The organism is Thermorhabdus hydrogeniformans (assembly GCF_049310025.1).
Taxonomy (GTDB): Bacteria; Bacillota; Thermosediminibacteria; order Thermosediminibacterales; family Tepidanaerobacteraceae; genus JBJYKD01.
The window spans coordinates 15,714-34,208 of record NZ_JBJYKD010000020.1 but is presented as its reverse complement, the minus strand read 5'-3'; the positions used below and the strand labels follow the sequence as shown (position 1 = coordinate 34,208).

Below are 18,495 nucleotides of genomic sequence, written 5' to 3'. Positions count from 1 at the left end.
TAAACCTGCAGGGAAGACAGCTCATGGAAATATTTAAATCTCCTACCGGAAACAAATTATCCTGTAAAGGCTGGCAGCAGGAGGGGCTATTACGGCTCCTCCTCAACTGCCTTAACCCGGACATAGCGAAAAATCCCGAAGAACTGGTGGCCTATGGCGGGACGGGAAAGGTGGCAAGAGACGTAAACTCTCTTAAAGCCATAATCGAAGCACTCAAGACTCTGGAGAATGATGAAACCCTGTTGATACAGTCGGGAAAACCAGTGGGCATTTTCAGGACGTTCGAATTTGCGCCCAGGGTCATAATGGCCGGGGCTTTAATGGTCCCCCGCTGGGCTAACTGGGATTATTTCCGGGAGCTTGCCGAAAAGGGCCTTACCGCTTACGGCCAGTCTACGGCCGGTTCATGGGCCTATATCGGGACCCAGGGCATTCTTCAGGGGACCTGGGAAACCTTTTCTCAGGTGGCAAAAAGGCATTTTGGCGGCAGTTTAAAAGGTAAACTGGTACTCACGTCGGGCCTTGGCGAAATGGGCAGCGCCCAGCCTGTCGCCATAACCGCCAATGGCGGAGTGGCCATTGTGGTGGATGCGGATAGGGCCGTAGTGAAGAAAAGGTTGATTTCCAGCATGATTGATATCATGGCTTCATCCCTTGAAGAAGCGTGTGACATCGCCAAAGAGTATGTTTCAAGGGCCGAATCGATATCAATAGGGGTTACGGGCAATGCGGCCGATGCCTATGAGGCCATTTTATCTAATAACATCAAACCCGATGTGGTGACAGACCAGACTCCCGCCCATGACCTTAAAAGCTATATACCATCAGGTCTTTCACCGGAGGAAGCAAGAGAACTGAGAAAGACCGATCCCGAAAAGTATGAAGAAATAGCCAGAGACAGCATAAAGCGCCATGTCCAGGCTATGATCGAATTTAAAAAGCGAGGCTCGGTGGTATTTGACTACGGCAACAATCTTCGGGAACAGGGGTACAGAGTAGGCGTAAAAGACGCTTTCTGTTTTCCGTGTTTTGCATCGGAGTATATAAGGCCGTTGTTTTGCGAGGGGAGGGGGCCTTTCCGCTGGATTGCGCTCTCCGGTGACCCGGAAGACATATACCGCACCGACGAAATAATCCTTTCGATATTCAAAGGGGACGCGAGACTCAGGGAATGGATTGATTTTGTAGAGAGAAGATTTGCCTTTCACGGCCTTCCGGCCAGGGTGTGCTGGTTAAATTATAAGGAGAGATCGGTTTTTGGAAATATCATAAATGAGATGGTAAAACTCGGCGAACTAAAGGCGCCTGTGGCCATCACCAGGGATCACATGGACGCGGCGGCGGTGGCTTCGCCTTTCAGAGAGACCGAAGCCATGAATGACGGCAGCGACGCCGTCGCCGACTGGCCGGTTTTAAACGCTTTGCTGAACTGTGCTTCCGGCGCTTCCCTTGTGGGTCTGTATCACGGTGGAGGCGTGGGGATAGGCTACTCCATACACTCCGGGGTCACTGTTATAGCCGATGGCTCCGGAGAAGCTCAGAAACGGCTTGACCTTGTTTTAAAGGCGGATCCGGCTCTGGGGGTTATCCGCTACGCCGATGCAGGATATGAAATGGCAAAACATATTATAAAATCGCCTGTTTTTCCCGCGAAGGCCGTGGAATGAGGGGGTCGGGCAATGAATAAAAGTACCTGCCGCGAGAACGATCCGTTAGAAGTATATGCCCGGCGCGGATTTTTGCGGGACTTGCTTTTTAACAACATCACCAGCGCCAAAGATATCTGGAATTTACAGAAAAAGTTAAACATCATCACACAGCCCAATGCCGTAATGGCCGTAACGATTGATAATTATTATTCCGAGACCTGCAATAAAAGCGAAATTCAGAAACGAAATCTCCGTTTAAAAGTTTTACAGAGCCTTGAGAAATGTGCGAAAAGTTTTAACGCCCTGGCTGTCGACATGGATGAAAACCTATATGCTGTGCTCTTTAGGGTTGAAAATGACGTCGTATCTCAGGCGGAGTGGGCGATAGAGTTGGGCGGATTCATAAAAGATATTGTTGAAGAAGAGACGGGAATATCGGTTTCTGTCGGGATAGGCCGGCGGTATAAGGATATACTGGATTTGCACCTGTCGTATAAAGACGCCGTTACGGCCTGCCATCACAAGTTTTTTCTGGGTAAGAGTCAGGTCATTCACATCGAAAATGTTATCCCCTTTACCGAGGAACTCGGCCTTTTTTCGATTGAGGTGGAATCGCAGTTATCGGTTAAAGTTCTGGGGTGTGATGAAGAAGGGGCTTTTAACATAGTTGAGGAATTGCTCGGCAATGCCGTGCAGGAACGGTCGGTTAATCCTCTCATAATGAAAACACGACTTATCGAAATTATCACCACCCTCATAAAAATTGCCTTTGAAGCCGGAGCGGACCAGGAAAAGCTTGCGGCATTGAGTGGGCATTCAGTGGAAGAAATTTTGCGGAGCGATACCATTTCAGAACTGAGAAACCAGATGAGAGAAGTTTTGCGGGGAATTATCGAAGAAGTTTCCCTGGGCCGGAAGCGCATGAATCTGCAGGTCTTTGAAAAAGCGGTATCCTATATCCAGGAAAATTTCAGAAAACCCATTACTCTAGAACAGGTGGCCGAACATGTTTACATCAGCCCCTATTATTTCAGCCACGGTTTTAAAAATTTTACAGGTATGAATTTTATCGATTACCTTACGAAACTGAGAATAGAAGAGGCCAAAAAGCTGTTGCTGACTACGGATTTAAGTATCGGGCAGATAAGCAGGCAGGTGGGGTACCGCGACCCCAACTATTTCGGAAGGGTTTTCAAAAGTGTGGTGGGGATGCCGCCGAGCAAATTCAAGGTAAGCAAAAAAGTCCATATAGACCGGATATTTTCCGAAGGCTAAATGAATTCTGCATAGAATATGGTTATTATTAGACATTATGAAATATTAGACATATGAATTTTCTTGGAGGGCAAAAATGTGTATGGATTGATTCGTGCCCCAAGAGGCAGAGAAATTACGTGCAAAAGCTGGATGCAGGAAGCGGCCCTGCGGATGCTCATGAACAGTCTGGACCCGGCGGTGGCCGAAAAGCCCGACGACCTTATAGTTTACGGGGGTGCAGGGAAAGCGGCCAGGAACCGGGAGTGCTTTGATAAAATAGTAGAGTTGTTAAGGAGTCTTGAAAACGACGAAACTCTTCTTATCCAATCGGGCAAACCCGCAGGTGTTTTTAAGACTCATACCATGGCTCCCCGGGTGCTCATATCAAATGCAATGCTGGTGCCGGCCTGGGCCACGTGGGAAAATTTCTGGGAACTGGAAAAAAAGGGACTTACAGTGTACTGGCAGATGACCGCCGGAAGCTGGATATATATAGGCTCCCAGAGCGCCCTTCAGGAGACTTACGAGACTTTCGGGGCATGTGCCCGGAAGTACTTCGGCGGGAGTCTGAAAGGCAGGATGGTTTTGAGCGCCGGCCTTGGCGGCATGAGCGGTGCCCAGCCGCTGGCCGTCACGATGAACGAGGGCGTGGCGCTGGTAGTTGAGGTTGACAGAAAGAGAATAGAAAGAAGGGTAAGTACCGGATACTGTGATGTAATCTCGGATAACCTGGACGGAGCCTTGAACATGGCTCTGAAGGCCAGGGAAGAAGGAAGACCGCTGTCCATAGGCCTGGTGGGGAATGCCGCGGAGATTTATCCGGAGATCCTGCGCCTGGGCATCATACCCGATGTGGTTACCGATCAGACTTCCGCCCACGACCCCTTAAACGGCTATGTGCCGGCTGGCATGAGCCTTGAAGAGGCCCTGGAACTCAGAAAGACTGATCCCTGCAAATATGTTTCTCTTGCCAAAGAGAGCATTGCCACCCATGTAAGGGCTATGCTGGAGATGAAAAAGAGGGGAGCCGTAGTCTTTGATTACGGCAACAACATCCGCCGCCAGGCGTACGACGGGGGTGTCAAAGACGCCTTCGACATCCCGGGATGCGTGTCGGAGTTTTTAAGGGACCTGTTCTGCGAGGGCAGCGGGCCTCTCAGATGGGTTGCATTATCCGGTGACCCCGAGGATATTTACAGGACCGAAGAGAAGGTTCTGGAACTGTTCCCGGAAAACAGGCACCTGAAGCGCTGGATTAAAATGGCAAGGGAGCGCGTGGCTTTTCAAGGCCTTCCCGCCAGGGTATGCTGGCTGCGCTGCGGCGAGAGGGCGAAATTTGGCCTCGCCGTAAATGAAATGGTGAAAAAGGGCGAGCTTTCCGCACCCATTGTCATTGGCAGGGACCATCTCGATACAGGCTCGGGGGCGTCTCCATATCGCGAGACCGAGGCCATGAAGGACGGCAGCGATGCAATAGCCGACTGGCCCATCCTGAATGCCCTTTTAAATGTGGCGTCCGGAGCCGCATGGGTTTCTGTGCACCACGGGGGCGGTGTGGGAATCGGTTACTCCGTCCATGCCGGCGTGGTGGTGGTGGCCGACGGCACAGACGATGCATCCAGGAGAATTGAAAAGGTGCTGAACAACGACCCGGCCTGTGGAGTCGTGCGCCATGCCGATGCAGGTTATGAGATGGCCGTTAAGACGGCAAAAGAAAAAGGAATAAAAATACCCATGTTATAAAGTGGCTTTAAAAAGAACATTTACTAAAAAGTGAAGTATTGGTTAAATCTATAGTGAAAAGAGGGGGAGTTTAAATTGATAAGCAATTATGACATTTCAAAGGCGATGACAATTAAGCTGGACGCCGAGTATCCCGATATGCCCAAATTTGTGGAGGGAATCAGGAGGGCGCCCAGCAGGGGGTTCCGGCTTACAAAAGAGCAGACAAAGATTGCACTGAAAAATGCGCTGCGCTATGTGCCGGAGGAGCTGCATGAAAAACTTGCGCCTGAGTTTTTAAACGAGTTATTGACCCGGGGCAGAATTTACGCTTACCGCTATCGCCCTGAAGGGAGGATATACGGTAAACCGATTGATGAGTATAAGGGCAACTGCCTTGCGGGAAAAGCCCTTCAGGTTATGATAGATAACAACCTGGACTTTGAAGTGGCCCTGTACCCCTATGAACTGGTAACATACGGTGAGACAGGAAGTGTATGTCAGAACTGGCTTCAGTATCGATTGATAAAGAAGTATCTTGAAGCCCTTACCGAAGAACAGACTCTGGTTGTCGAATCCGGGCATCCGGTTGGGCTTTTTCCGTCAAAGCCCGACGCTCCAAGAGTTATCATTACCAATGCCTTGATGGTGGGCATGTTTGACAATCCTGACGACTGGGAAATTGCGGAAGAGATGGGGGTGGCAAATTACGGGCAGATGACGGCGGGCGGATGGATGTACATCGGGCCCCAGGGCATAGTCCACGGCACTTACAATACACTATTAAACGCCGGAAGGCTGAAACTCGGCATACCCAAAGACGGAGATCTGCGCGGTCGCCTTTTCGTCTCCTCAGGCCTTGGCGGGATGAGCGGCGCTCAGGCGAAGGCCATCGAAATCGCCCGCGGTGTAGGAATTATAGCCGAAGTTGATTACTCAAGAATCAAAACCCGCCATGAGCAGGGATGGGTGAGCAAGATATCGTCGGATCTTTCCGAGGTATTCCGGATTGCCGATGAATATTTGCGTAAAAAAGAGCCCATTTCCATTGCATACTACGGGAATGTGGTAGACCTTCTGGAATACATCGTAAAAAACAACATAAAAGTCGATCTGCTTTCAGACCAGACTTCCTGTCATGTCCCTTATGACGGAGGATACTGCCCGCAGGGCATTACTTTCGAAGAGAGGACGAGGCTGCTTTCTACAGACAGGGAAAAGTTCAGAGAGCTCGTAAACAGAAGTTTAAGACGTCATTTTGAGTTGATCAAAACTCTTGTCGAAAGAGGCACTTACTTCTTTGATTACGGCAATTCCTTTATGAAGGCGGTTTTCGATGCCGGAGTAAAGGAAATTTCAAAAAACGGCGTGGATGAAAGAGACGGATTCATATTCCCCTCCTATGTGGAAGATATTATGGGGCCGGAATTGTTCGATTATGGTTACGGCCCTTTCCGCTGGGTTTGTTTGAGCGGGAAACATGAAGACCTGATTAAGACCGACCGGGCCGCCATGGAGTGCATTGATCCAAACCGGCGCGGTCAGGATAGAGACAACTACATCTGGATAAGAGATGCTGAAAAAAACAACCTGGTGGTCGGGACTCAGGCGAGAATTCTATACCAGGACGCCGAAGGCAGGATTAAGATTGCGCTTAAATTCAATGAAATGGTAAGAAACGGCGAGATAGGCCCGGTTATGCTGGGCAGAGACCATCACGATGTCAGCGGAGCCGATTCGCCCTTCAGGGAAACCGCCAATATAAAGGACGGGAGCAACGTGATGGCCGATATGGCCACCCAGTGTTTTGCCGGAAACGCCGCCAGAGGGATGACTCTTGTGGCTTTACACAACGGAGGCGGTGTGGGCATAGGCAAGGCCATAAACGGCGGTTTTGGTTTGCTTCTTGACGGCAGTGAAAGAGTGGACAACATCATAAAATCGGCGCTGCTCTGGGATGTAATGGGGGGTGTGGCAAGGCGTTCCTGGGCGAGAAATGAACACTCTATCGAAACAAGCATAGAGTTCAACCAGAAATACGCCGGCAAAGGCCATATCACACTTCCCTACATTCCCGACCAAAAACTGATCGATGAGGTAGTCGAACATGCTTACAAAAATATGAAGTAATCAGTATGCGGTTTTTAAAGAAAACCTCTGGAGTGCGGGCAACGGTGTCACACCTTTGCCCGCGCCAGAAGTAGCGCCACAAATTTATAAAAAAGAATGGAGGAATAATTTTGAAATCCGTTGTAGAGTGCATTCCAAATTTCAGCGAGGGCCGCAGAAAAGAGGTGATTCAAGCCATTGCTGAAGCCATAAGATCCATTGAAGGTGTCCGTTTGCTGGATTGTTCTTCCGACCGTAATCACAACAGGAGTGTTCTTACATTTATCGGAGAACCGGAAGCCGTTAAAGAGGCGGCCTTTTTGTCGGCTGAAAAAGCCGCTGAGCTTATCGATATGACCAAACACAGTGGAGAACACCCCAGGATGGGGGCCGTGGATGTAATACCTTTCGTGCCGGTAAGGGGCATTACCATGGCAGAATGCGTGAGGCTTTCCCGAGAGCTGGGGGAAAGGATAGCCTCTGAGCTTTCCATTCCGGTATTTTTATACGAAGAATCCGCCACACGACCGGAACGCAGGAACCTTGCCGACATAAGGCGCGGTGAATTCGAAGGAATGGCCCAAAAAATAAAACAACCAGAGTGGGCGCCGGATTTCGGCAAACCCGAAATACACCCCACGGCGGGAGTTGTGGCGGTGGGCGCACGCATGCCTCTCATAGCTTTCAATGTGAATTTGGGCACTTCGGACATAAATATTGCAAAGAAAATAGCAAAGGTCATCCGGGAGAGCGGCGGAGGTTTGAGAAACTGCAAGGCTATAGGAGTTATGCTGGAAGATAGAAATCTTGCCCAGGTATCCATGAATATGACCAACTACGAAAAAACATCTCTTTACAGGGCCTTTGAACTTATACGGGTTGAGGCGCAAAGATACGGTGTGAACATTGTGGGCAGCGAAATCGTCGGCCTTACGCCCATGAACGCATTGATAGATGTGGCAAAATACTACCTGCAGCTTGAAAACTTCGATGAAAGCAAACAGGTACTGGAAAATTATCTTATACAGGAGTAGAATTTATTCTTGCTTAAGATTTTAACACGCCGATTATAGCTTTTGCCCTTCACACTTTTGTTCCGCTAATAAGAGGCTTTAGGCTCGCTGCGGGCGAATTCAAACTCGCTCGCTATGCTCGCTCGGACAGTGAATTCGCCTTTCCTCCGCTTCGCCAAGAGCCTCTAATTAGCTTCACCATTTGTTTCGGACAAAACTATATCGGCGCCAGTTAAGGCCAAGTAAGGCCAAGATTATTATTCACGGCTTAATCAGTATAAATTTTTTGATTTAAGAAGGTGTTTATGTGGTAGTTTATCCTGACCTTATAATAAAAAATATCGGCCTTCTGGCCACGCCTGAAGGAAATTCAGCTTTAAAAGGCAAAGAACAGGGGAAAATAACATTTATTGAAAATGCATATATTGCCGTAAAAGGAGAAACCATCGTTGGTATAGGTAAAGAAAGCGATTATTTAACGGTGGATGAAAATGCCCGGGCGATAGACGCCGGAGGCCGCCTCGTGACACCCGGTCTTGTAGACCCGCACACCCACCTTGTTTTTTCCGGCTGGAGGCAGAAGGAGCTTTCACTTAAGCTCAAAGGCGTGAGCTATCTCGAAATCCTGAAAATGGGCGGCGGGATTTTAAACACCGTAAGAAATACGAGAAGGGCAAGTCTGGAAGAACTGGTCACGAACGGCAAAAAAGCCCTGGACAGGATGCTTTCTCACGGCACCACCACCTGTGAGGCAAAAAGCGGTTACGGCCTGAATGTGGAAGACGAAATAAAATCCCTGATGGCTGTCAAAGAGCTTAACAAGATTCAATCCGTGGAACTGGTGCCCACATTCCTGGGGGCGCATGCTGTGCCAGAGGAATACAGAGGAAAAGTCGGAGATTATATAAAATTAATAAATGAAGAAATGATACCCGTGGTGGCCCGGGACAATCTGGCTGAATTCTGTGATGTGTTTTGTGAAGAAGGGGTTTTTAATGTGGAAGAATCCCGGGAAATACTGGAGTGCGGCAAAAAGTACGGGTTATTGCCCAAAGTCCACGCCGATGAGATGACACCCCTGGGAGGAGCAGCCCTGGCGGCGGAAGTGTGCGCCATTTCGGCGGACCACCTCATCCACGCCACCGACAAAGGGCTTGAAGCCATGGCGACCAAGGGCGTCATAGCGGTGCTTTTACCGGGCACGTCGTTTTTTTTGGGCGAGCCCTTTGCCCGGGCAAGGGACATGATAAATATGGAAATTCCCGTGGCCCTGGCCACAGACTTTAATCCCGGCTCGTGCCCCACAGAATCCATGCAGCTAATAATGAACCTTGCCTGCATAAAATACAGGATGACACCTGAGGAGGTCCTTACTGCGGCGACCCTTAACGCCTCGGCCGCCATAAAAAGGTCGAAGAAAATCGGAACCCTGGAAGTGGGAAAACAGGCGGATATAGTAATATGGGATGCTGAGGACCTTGATTTTATCGTATATCATTTCGGGACCAATTTGGTAAATACGGTTATAAAAAAGGGTAAGATTGTGCTGTCTAAAATATGGGGAGAGGAGGAGTTTTAATCCGTGAAAAGCGACATCGAAATAGCCCGGGAGGCAAGTCTCAGACCAATTAAAGAAATTGCGGAATCTATAGGCCTTTCGGAGGATGATATTTCATACTACGGCCGTTACAAAGCCAAAGTGGACCACAGGCTCTTAAACAAAATGAGGGACAAAAAAGACGGCAGGCTGATTCTGGTTACCGCCATCAACCCCACGCCCGCCGGCGAGGGGAAGACCACCACCACCGTTGGCCTTGGAGATGCCCTCAGAAGACTCGGGAAAAAAACCGCAATCGCCCTCCGGGAACCGTCTCTGGGGCCGGTGTTTGGCGTAAAAGGCGGCGCCGCCGGCGGCGGCTACGCCCAGGTGGCGCCGATGGAAGACATAAATTTGCATTTTACCGGCGACTTCCATGCCATCGGTACGGCCAACAACCTTCTGGCGGCGTTGCTGGACAACCATATATACCAGGGCAATGCCCTTAACGTAGATCCGAGGAGGATAACCTGGCGGCGATGCATGGATATGAACGACCGGCAGCTTCGATTCGTCGTGGACGGCCTGGGAGGCAAGACAAACGGCGTCCCTCGAGAGGACGGTTTTGACATTACCGTGGCTTCGGAGGTAATGGCCGCCTTCTGCCTGGCTCAGGACCTTTCGGATTTAAAAAGCCGCCTTTCCAGAATCATCGTAGGATATACATATGAAGGAACACCTGTCACCGCCGGGGACCTTAAGGCCCAGGGAGCCATGACTGCCCTTTTGAAAGATGCCATAAATCCCAATCTGGTACAAACGCTGGAAGGCACGCCGGCATTCATCCACGGAGGGCCCTTTGCCAATATAGCTCACGGCTGCAACAGCCTCATCGCAACGAAATTGGCTTTAAAACTTGCGGACTATGTGGTAACCGAGGCCGGTTTCGGCGCGGACCTGGGGGCCGAAAAATTCATCGACATTAAATGCCGTACCGGACAACTTCGGCCCGATGCGGCGGTTCTGGTGGCCAGCGTGCGCGCATTAAAACTCCACGGCGGGGCTTTGAAGCAGGAACTGACCCGGGAGAATCTTTCGGCATTGGAAAAAGGGTTGCCCAACATGATAAAACACATCCAGAACATAAAAGAGATATACGGCCTCCCGGTCACGGTGGCAATAAACCGATTTCCCACGGACACCCGGGCGGAACTGGATATGATTTTTGAGGCGTGCAAAGGCATGAATGTTTCGGCTGCGGTTTCCGACGTGTATTCAAAAGGCTCCGAAGGAGGTCTGGCGCTGGCTGAAAATGTCCTGAATATCATTCGGGAGGGGCAAAATAATTTCAAATATGTCTACCCGTTGGAAATGAGCATCAGGGAAAAAATAGAAACCATAGCAAAAAAAATATACGGAGCCGACGGCGTTGATTTCACCGGCGAGGCCAGAAAGGAATTGGCCACTCTGGAATCCCTGGGTTTCGGCGATCTTCCTGTGTGCATGGCAAAAACCCAGTACTCCCTGTCCGACGACCCCAGGCTCCTTGGAAGGCCCGAAGGTTTCAGGATAACCGTGAGGCAGGTAAAAGTATCGGCCGGTGCCGGTTTTGTGGTGGCCATGACCGGGTCCATAATGACCATGCCCGGACTGCCCAAAGAGCCGGCGGCGGAAAAAATAGATGTGGATGAAAACGGCAGGATAACGGGGCTGTTTTAATTTTAAGTTTGTTGGTTTAATTTTGAGTCTGTTGGAAAGGAGATAAACATGCAATTATCAGAATATGCCATAGAGGATTTTTTATCTTTACTTGCGTCCGGAGAGCCCGCCCCGGGAGGCGGGGCCGCATCCGCTCTAGTGGGTGCCGTTGGAACGGCTCTCTGTTCCATGGTGGCAAACCTCACTTCGGGTAAAGAAAAGTTTAAAGAAAAAGAGTCCTTTTTAAGAGAAATCCTCCAGGAAAGCTGCAAATTGCAGGAATCTCTGACATCGTTGATAGATAAAGACACCGAAGCATTTAACGGGGTGTCAAAGGTCTTTAAAATGCCGAGGGAGACCGACGAGCAAAAAGAGGAAAGGAAAAAAGCCATGGAAAGGGCTTTAAAAAATGCCGCCCTTGTTCCGCTTTCGGTCATGGAAGACGCCGTGGCGGCATTGCGCCTCCATGAAAAGGCCGTTGGGAACACCGCTGCCGCGGCGGTCAGCGATATCGGCGTAGGAGCACTCTGCCTTAAGGCGGCTCTCCAGGGAGCATGGCTGAATATAAAGATAAATTTAAACGGCATAAAAGATAGAGCATTCGTGGAGGAATTCGACGAAAAAAGCGGTGAATTATTGAAAGAAGGCTCAGCGCTGGCCGATAAAATTTTTGAACGGGTTTTGAAAATAATGGGGGCGTCTTAAATAATCTATTGAAGATCATTCAGAGGCTTTATCAGCTGCAATTTTATAATGCATGTTTAACATCTTTGCCGCTTCATGCGGCCAATTTTTGTCCAAATTTTATGTTCTCCATCTGCAGCACCGCCACGCCGATGGCGGTGTCCGCCCCGCCGTAATAGACGTATGGTCAATGTAAGCAACCCACCGGCCGCGTATAAATGCCGAGTGTGCGACTGAAATTCATGCTGGCGGAATGACCGGGTTTTATGATAAAATAAAATTAAATCTTTATTAATGAGTGTTAAAGAGGGGTATCTCCGCTTTGTTAATTAAAAAAATTTTATAAAGTGGAAGGAAAAATTAAAAAAGTGCAGAATAGTATAAACTAGGATTATTTATCCATATGTTTTTATTGGGCTACTGAGTACCCTAATCTTTATATTCAAAATAATTTCGGAATTTCCTGACCGGTGCAAGCGCCGGGGATGTAAAAACGGACATTAAATATAGAAATTGAGCATAAAAATCTATCGGGGGTGACTTTTATGAAAATCGTTAAGACAAAGCCCGAGCTGTGCAGCGGGTGCGGTGCATGTATGACGGCGTGTTCAAAGGTCCTATACAAGGTTGAGGACCCGGAAAAATCGGCCATAAGGATCAGGGAAAGGGCGGAAAAACCGGGGAGTTACGAAATTTTAGTGTGCAATCACTGCGGAGAATGCATACCAGTTTGCAATGTTGAGGCGATGTATCAAGCGAAGAACGGCGCAGTGAGAGTTGATGAAAAAAAGTGTGTGGGTTGTTACATTTGCGTGGGATTTTGCCCCAACGACTGCCTTTTTGTGCACCAGGATATCAATGAACCCATAAAATGCATTGCCTGCGGGGCCTGCACAAGGGTGTGCCCCACCGGGGCCATTTATATGGAAGAAAAAGAGTAATATATGAAAAACGGAGGTGCTGAATATGGCTGCGAATGTTATTGAGATGAAAAAAGCTCATAAACTGCTGGCTAGAATGGACTATGAGCTTGGAAAAGTGGAAAAAGGCTATACGAACCGGATCCTTTATGTAAACCTATCGGATAACACGATAAAATCAAAACCGGTAACGCAGCAGATGAAAGATATTTTCATCGGCGGAAGAGGGTTCGGCCTGTGGCTGTTGTGGAACGCCGTTTCTTCCAATACAAAGTGGAACGACCCGGAAAATGAAATAATTATTTCCACAGGTCCCATAGGCGGGATAACCCAGTATCCGGGAGCAGGCAAGTCACTGGTGGTGAGCCTGTCGCCTTTGACCGGCTCCGTGATGGATTCCAATGTGGGAGGATATTTCGGTCCCCTGCTGAAATTCGCCGGATGGGACGCCATTGAAATCCAGGGCAAAGCCGAAAGGGACGTCATAATATATATAGATGGCAATAACGGATATGTCACTATTGAAGAAGCGCCGGAGGAAGACGTGGACTCCCACCTGGCGGCGGAACAGTTTACCGCCATGTATGCCGACTCCGAAGAGGACAAAAGAAACGTGGCGGTGGTATCGGCGGGGCGCGGAGCGGAAAACACACTTATAGGAATATTGAATTTTTCATTCTTTGACGTAAAGCGGGGGGTGCCGAGGTTAAAACAGGCCGGCCGCGGCGGCATGGGGACCGTGTTCAGAGACAAGAAGATAAAAGCCCTTGTGGTAAAATACGCAGGGGTAAAGGGAGATACCAACGGCCCTGCAGACAAGGGAAAAATTATAAAAGCCGGTTTAAGGCTCCATAAGGAAATCCATGACCTTGACAAACTGCAAAACCGCATGAGAGAAGTGGGGACTGCGCACCTCACAGAGATAATGAACGATTACGATTTGCTCCCCGTAATGAATTACCAGTACGGTTCCCATCCGGATGCCGTTAAGCTGAGCTCGGATGTATTTAAGGAGAAATATTTCACTCAGGGTATGCCCGACGGCTGCTGGTACGGTTGCTCCATGGCCTGTGCAAAGGCGGTGGACAATTTCATATTGAAGACCGGCCCGTATAAGGGGCAAAAGGTATGCGTGGATGCGGCCGAATATGAGACCATAGCCGGCCTCGGAGCCAACTGCGGCATTTTTGACCCGGAATATGTGGTCGAAGCCAATTTCTATTGCGACACGTATGGATTAGATACCATTTCCACAGGGACAATAATAGCATTTGTCATGGAATGTTATGAAAGGGGAATTATAAACAAAGAAATAACCGGCGGCCTCGAGCTGAAGTTTGGCAATGCCGCGGCTGCATTGGAACTTATCCACCAGATGGGAAACGGTACCGGTTTCGGCAAAATAGCGGGACAGGGCATCAGGCGCATGAAAAAGATTTTTGTCGAAGAGTACGGAGCGGATGCTGATTTCCTCAATGATATCGGCATGGAAGTCAAAGGCCTTGAATATTCTCAGTACATGAGCAAAGAGTCTCTGGCCCAGCAGGGAGGATATGCCCTGACCAATAAAGGCCCCCAGCATGACGAGGCATGGCTCATCTTTATGGATATGGTCAACAAACAGATTCCTACCTTTGAAGATAAAGCCGAGGCGCTGTATTATTTCCCGATGTTCAGGACCTGGTTTGGCTTAAACGGGCTGTGCAAACTGCCGTGGAACGATATAGAACCCGAGGACAACGGCAGGACCGACGAACCCGCCAAAGTCCCCGAGCACGTCAGGAATTACGTGGATCTATTCAACGGCGTTACCGGCAAGAACATCACAAAAGAAGAACTTATTTTGCAGTCCGAAAGGGTTTACAACTTCCAGCGGATCTTCAACCTCAAGATGGGCTACGGGACCCGGGAGCATGACATGCCGCCGTATCGTTCAGTGGGACCGGTCACAAAAGAAGAATACGAGTCCAGGGCGGAAAGGTACGACAGGCAGCTGAAGGAACTGGGTTATGACATAGAAGGAAAGACGACCCAGGAGAAGATAAAGATGCTGCGGGAATACAGGGAGTCCCAGTATCAGAAGCTCTGCGATGCGGTGTATAAGCGCAGGGGCTGGAATTCAAACGGCGTGCCCACACTGGAGACGGTGAAGCGCCTGGGTATAGATTTTCCCGATGTGGTGGAACTGATAAGCAAGTATCAGTAGGGTATTAAAGCGGGGAGGTGGAACTGTGATAAAAGTCAATAAAGAAGATATGGAATACGAAGAGGGAATGACCGTTGAAGATGTCCTTCAAAAAAAGAAATACACCTTCCGGATGATTACGGTGATTGTAAACGGTGAAGTGGTGCCTAAAGATAAGTATTCAACTTACAGGATAAAAGATGGGGATGATATTGATGTCATCCACATCATGAGCGGAGGCTGATTTTCCATATCGCCTTTAGGGGGAGAGGGCTGTGAGAGCGGATACGTCTTCATGGCTGAAAAACTACATCCGGGAGCACGGCGGGGTGATGAATATCACCAGACGCCTGAATATCCACGGCTGATGAAATGCCTTTTACGCCCCGTCAGGTTTGATGGGAAAGCCTGAAAAAGAAAAAGATTTTACAAAGTTTATTATAGAAGAAAGTATAGAAGTGTATGTGGATAATGAGGTTTTAAAAAGGCTGGAACCCGGAGAAAAGGAGTTAAAGTTTCTTTTTTCAGAATACGGGTGGCAGCACTTAACATTCCTGGAAGACGAATAATAGACATATGTTTTACATTAGCTTAATGAAGATCCGGAGGATCTTCTTTTTTTTTTGCATACCGGCGGTTGAGCATCTTGTAAATTATATTTTTATAGGTTAACATTGATTTAGATAACAGAAAATCGTTAAAACCCATATAACAGATAACCGTTACTTTGCTGCAAAATGTTTTTCCATCGCGCATTCAATATTAATTCTAAACATTTTAATGTGAGGTATCTATATGAGGGAAGATAAAGTTAAACTCAGAAGAAAGATTTACCGGCTGGTGGCCGAACACGCCAGGACCCTGGACAACCTGCAGGACGTATATACCGCTGTGATGGATTCTATAAGTGAAGAGATAAGTCGCGAGGAAGCCGAAGCCCGGGTGAGAGCGGCGCTGGGCACTTTTGAAAAAGGCCCAATCCCCGAAGAGGTGGATTTTCCCTTTATTTCGGTGATAGAAAAGGCATGCCGTGATTACAAAGACAATTGCGGTTGCAAAGTCTCCTGCGCGCACGGAGCCTTCCGCATGAATGAAAAGGGCGGGCCTGCGGTGGATATGGACAAGTGTCTTTCCTGCGGGCTCTGCATCGTTGCGTGTCCCGAGGGGGCCATCACCGATAAGGCGGAAATCGCCCAGACCATAAATCTCATAAAAAAGCACAGGCGGGTTTACGCCGTGCTGGCGCCGGCCTTTGCCGGGCAGTTTGGACCGGAGGTTGGCGAGGAACAGGTAAAGACGGCTCTCCTGATGCTGGGATTTTACGACGTAATCGAGGTGGCTCTGGGCGCCGACATGATTACCGTAAAAGAGGCGGAGGAGTTTTTAAAGCGCATGGACCGGGGCGATAAATTCATGATAACCTCCTGCTGCTGCCCGCCTTTTGTGAGGATGGCAAGGGGCTACAGGCCGAAAATAGCCGGGATGGTATCCGATTCGGTCTCGCCTATGGTGGCTATAGCCCGTTTTATTAAGGCCGAAGATGAAAACGCCAAAGTGGTTTTTATCGGGCCGTGCATCGCCAAAAAGACAGAAGCCAAACTGCCCGAACTCAAAGATGCGGTGGACTGTGTGCTCACCTTCGAGGAACTGGCGGCAATATTTGAGGCTTACAAACTGGATCCGGCGAGTCTGGAGGTGAAAACCCCCTTAGCCGACGCCTCCCATGACGGCAGGATTTACGCCCACACCGGTGGAGTTTCTACGGCTATCGTAAATAGTATCAAAAAAATGCGGCCCGGCACTATAGTAAAAGCCCGCCACGGCAACGGCATAAAGGAATGCAAGCAGATACTGGACGCCGTGGAGGAAGGCACTCTGGAGGCCAATTTTGTCGAGGGCATGGCATGCGTGGGCGGATGTGTGGGAGGTCCTGGAAGGCTGATCAATCCCGAAGAAGGGGCCAGGGCCGTGGACGCCTTCGCGCAAAAGAGCGGCGTCAGGGAAGCCGTATCAAACGAAACCGCAAACATACTCTTTCAGAAACACAGAGACAGGGTAAAATTAGAATCACACAAGATGTGAGGAAGGATTTCGACAATCCCCACCGGCAAAAAAAATATCAGAATAAAATATCAGGCTGGCAGGCATGTAGGCAATGTTTTCCGGAAAGAAGGGGAATGGAAGTGAAACCTGTAAAAAATCATAAAATTGTGGCTCTGGGGGATTCAATAACACTAGGTTATCCGTTTACTCCGGAGGATTCGTGGGTGGGCATTTTGCGCCGGGAAAGAGGTTGGGATATCGTTAATAAGGGTGTCAACGGGGATACACTGGATGGAATGCTCGAAAGATTTGAACGGGATGTGCAATCCTTTTCGCCCGAAGTGCTTATTGTCACGGGCGGCACCAATGACGCCTTTAACGAATATTCCCTGGAGTCAATGGAAAATAATTTGAGCAAGATTGTAAAAAAAGCAAAGGCGCTGGGAATTAAGCCCGTTACAGGCATTCCCATACCCGCCGATGATCCGGTGGTGGAGAAAAAGCTGGAAAAATTCCGGGGCTTTTTGAAAGAATTTTGCTTAAGAGAGGGCATACCTTACATAGATTTTTATAGGGCACTGGTCGGCGATTCCGGCCGCATAAAGCCGGAATTTGATTTTGACGGGGTTCATCCGAGCCGGGAGGGATACAGGGCGATGGCGAAGGCAGCGTCAAAGGTCATAGAGGAGGTGTGGGAAAATGAAGTTTAAAGTACTTGTGACAAGAAATATTCCCAGGGAGGGCTTGACCGAACTTTTTTCAAAATGCCGTGTGGATTATCACGACTCCAATGAGGCCATCCCCAGGGAAGAGCTTTATGAAAGAGTTAAGGAGATAGAGGGGCTGCTTGCCGTAGGTGTAAAGGTCAATGAAGACCTGCTTTCCCATGCTTCCAACTTGAAGGTTATCAGCAATTACGGAGTGGGCTATGATAACATTGATGTGGCTGCCGCTACGCGCCGAGGGATCGTGGTGACAAACACGCCGGACGTGGTGACTGAAGCCACGGCGGAGCTGGCTTTCGGCCTAATGCTTGCCGTGACCCGGCGAATTGCGGAGGCCGACCGGATTTTGCGCCTGAAAAAGCCCTATCGATGGGGACCCATGGCCATGCTGGGAATGGAGTTGACGGGTAAGACCCTGGGGATTGTCGGTTTCGGGAGAATAGGTCAGGCCGTGGCCCGCAGGGCAAAGGCCTTTGGGATGAAAGTGAAATACTTTCAGAGAAAGCCCAGGTCCGGTTCATCGGACCAAAAAGATGAGTGCTATTTTACACCTCTGGAGGAGCTGTTAAGGGAGTCCGATGTGGTCAGCATTCACGTGCCGTTGACGGAAGAGACGTTTCACCTGATAGGGGAAAAAGAACTGGCCCTGATGAAAAAAGGGGCTTTCCTCATAAATACCTCGCGGGGGCCCGTTTTGGACGAAGAGGCACTGGTGAAAGCCCTGGAGAGCGGCCATCTGGGCGGAGCCGGGCTCGACGTCTTCGAAAAAGAGCCGCGCATTCACCCGCGGCTTATGGAACTCGAAAACACCGTCCTCACCCCCCATATCGGCACTTCCACGATAGAGACCAGGACGCAAATGGCGTGCCTTGCCGCCCAAAACCTGCTGGCCGCTCTGGAAGGCAAAAGGCCGCTTCATGTGGTAAATCCCGAAGTTTACGAAAGATAAAATT

The 18,495-nt window shown here is 49.3% G+C and carries 15 protein-coding genes; all 15 read left to right on the top strand.

Features of this window, described 5'->3' with window-relative positions; translation table 11 throughout:
* The first annotated feature begins 23 nt into the window (after positions 1-23).
* The 15 genes from hutU (ACKX14_RS10425) (at position 24) to ACKX14_RS10355 (ending at position 18,491) form a co-directional block, all read left to right on the top strand.
* Positions 24-1,667, top strand: a complete 1,644-nt coding sequence (gene hutU, locus ACKX14_RS10425; protein WP_422447342.1) for a urocanate hydratase — start codon at positions 24-26, stop codon at positions 1,665-1,667.
* A 12-nt stretch (positions 1,668-1,679) separates the two neighbouring features.
* Complete coding sequence (locus tag ACKX14_RS10420) at positions 1,680-2,924, top strand: helix-turn-helix domain-containing protein (protein ID WP_422447340.1); 1,245 nt, start codon at positions 1,680-1,682, stop codon at positions 2,922-2,924.
* A gap of 78 nt (positions 2,925-3,002) precedes the next feature.
* Positions 3,003-4,649 (top strand): urocanate hydratase, encoded by a 1,647-nt coding sequence (hutU, locus tag ACKX14_RS10415; RefSeq protein WP_422447338.1) that lies wholly within the window; start codon positions 3,003-3,005, stop codon positions 4,647-4,649.
* Positions 4,650-4,724: 75 nt separating this feature from the next.
* Entirely contained in the window at positions 4,725-6,758 is a 2,034-nt protein-coding gene (locus ACKX14_RS10410) for a urocanate hydratase (RefSeq protein ID WP_422447336.1), read from the top strand.
* 110 nt (positions 6,759-6,868) lie between these two features.
* Positions 6,869-7,771, top strand: a complete 903-nt coding sequence (gene ftcD, locus ACKX14_RS10405; RefSeq protein ID WP_422447334.1) for a glutamate formimidoyltransferase — start codon at positions 6,869-6,871, stop codon at positions 7,769-7,771.
* A 286-nt stretch (positions 7,772-8,057) separates the two neighbouring features.
* Complete coding sequence (hutI, locus tag ACKX14_RS10400; protein ID WP_422447332.1) at positions 8,058-9,329, top strand: imidazolonepropionase; 1,272 nt, start codon at positions 8,058-8,060, stop codon at positions 9,327-9,329.
* Between the two features lie 3 nt (positions 9,330-9,332).
* Positions 9,333-11,006, top strand: a complete 1,674-nt coding sequence (locus ACKX14_RS10395) for a formate--tetrahydrofolate ligase (protein ID WP_422447330.1) — start codon at positions 9,333-9,335, stop codon at positions 11,004-11,006.
* A gap of 48 nt (positions 11,007-11,054) precedes the next feature.
* Complete coding sequence (locus tag ACKX14_RS10390) at positions 11,055-11,690, top strand: cyclodeaminase/cyclohydrolase family protein (protein ID WP_422447328.1); 636 nt, start codon at positions 11,055-11,057, stop codon at positions 11,688-11,690.
* 524 nt (positions 11,691-12,214) lie between these two features.
* Positions 12,215-12,610 carry a 4Fe-4S binding protein gene (locus tag ACKX14_RS10385; RefSeq protein ID WP_422447326.1) on the top strand — a complete coding sequence of 132 codons (396 nt, stop codon included), beginning with the start codon at positions 12,215-12,217 and terminating at the stop codon, positions 12,608-12,610.
* Between the two features lie 25 nt (positions 12,611-12,635).
* Positions 12,636-14,795 (top strand): aldehyde ferredoxin oxidoreductase family protein, encoded by a 2,160-nt coding sequence (locus ACKX14_RS10380; RefSeq protein ID WP_422447324.1) that lies wholly within the window; start codon positions 12,636-12,638, stop codon positions 14,793-14,795.
* A gap of 25 nt (positions 14,796-14,820) precedes the next feature.
* Positions 14,821-15,018 carry a sulfur carrier protein ThiS gene (thiS, locus tag ACKX14_RS10375; RefSeq protein WP_422447322.1) on the top strand — a complete coding sequence of 66 codons (198 nt, stop codon included), beginning with the start codon at positions 14,821-14,823 and terminating at the stop codon, positions 15,016-15,018.
* Positions 15,019-15,172: 154 nt separating this feature from the next.
* Positions 15,173-15,343, top strand: a complete 171-nt coding sequence (locus ACKX14_RS10370; RefSeq protein ID WP_422447320.1) for a hypothetical protein — start codon at positions 15,173-15,175, stop codon at positions 15,341-15,343.
* A 226-nt stretch (positions 15,344-15,569) separates the two neighbouring features.
* Positions 15,570-16,856: a [Fe-Fe] hydrogenase large subunit C-terminal domain-containing protein gene (locus ACKX14_RS10365; protein WP_422447318.1), complete on the top strand. Its 1,287-nt coding sequence runs from the start codon at positions 15,570-15,572 to the stop codon at positions 16,854-16,856.
* 101 nt (positions 16,857-16,957) lie between these two features.
* Entirely contained in the window at positions 16,958-17,527 is a 570-nt protein-coding gene (locus ACKX14_RS10360; RefSeq protein WP_422447316.1) for an SGNH/GDSL hydrolase family protein, read from the top strand.
* On the top strand, positions 17,517-18,491 hold the full coding sequence (locus ACKX14_RS10355; protein WP_422447314.1) for a 2-hydroxyacid dehydrogenase: 975 nt from the start codon (positions 17,517-17,519) through the stop codon (positions 18,489-18,491). Before ACKX14_RS10360 ends, ACKX14_RS10355 begins: the two co-directional genes overlap by 11 nt.
* The last annotated feature ends 4 nt before the right edge of the window (positions 18,492-18,495 follow it).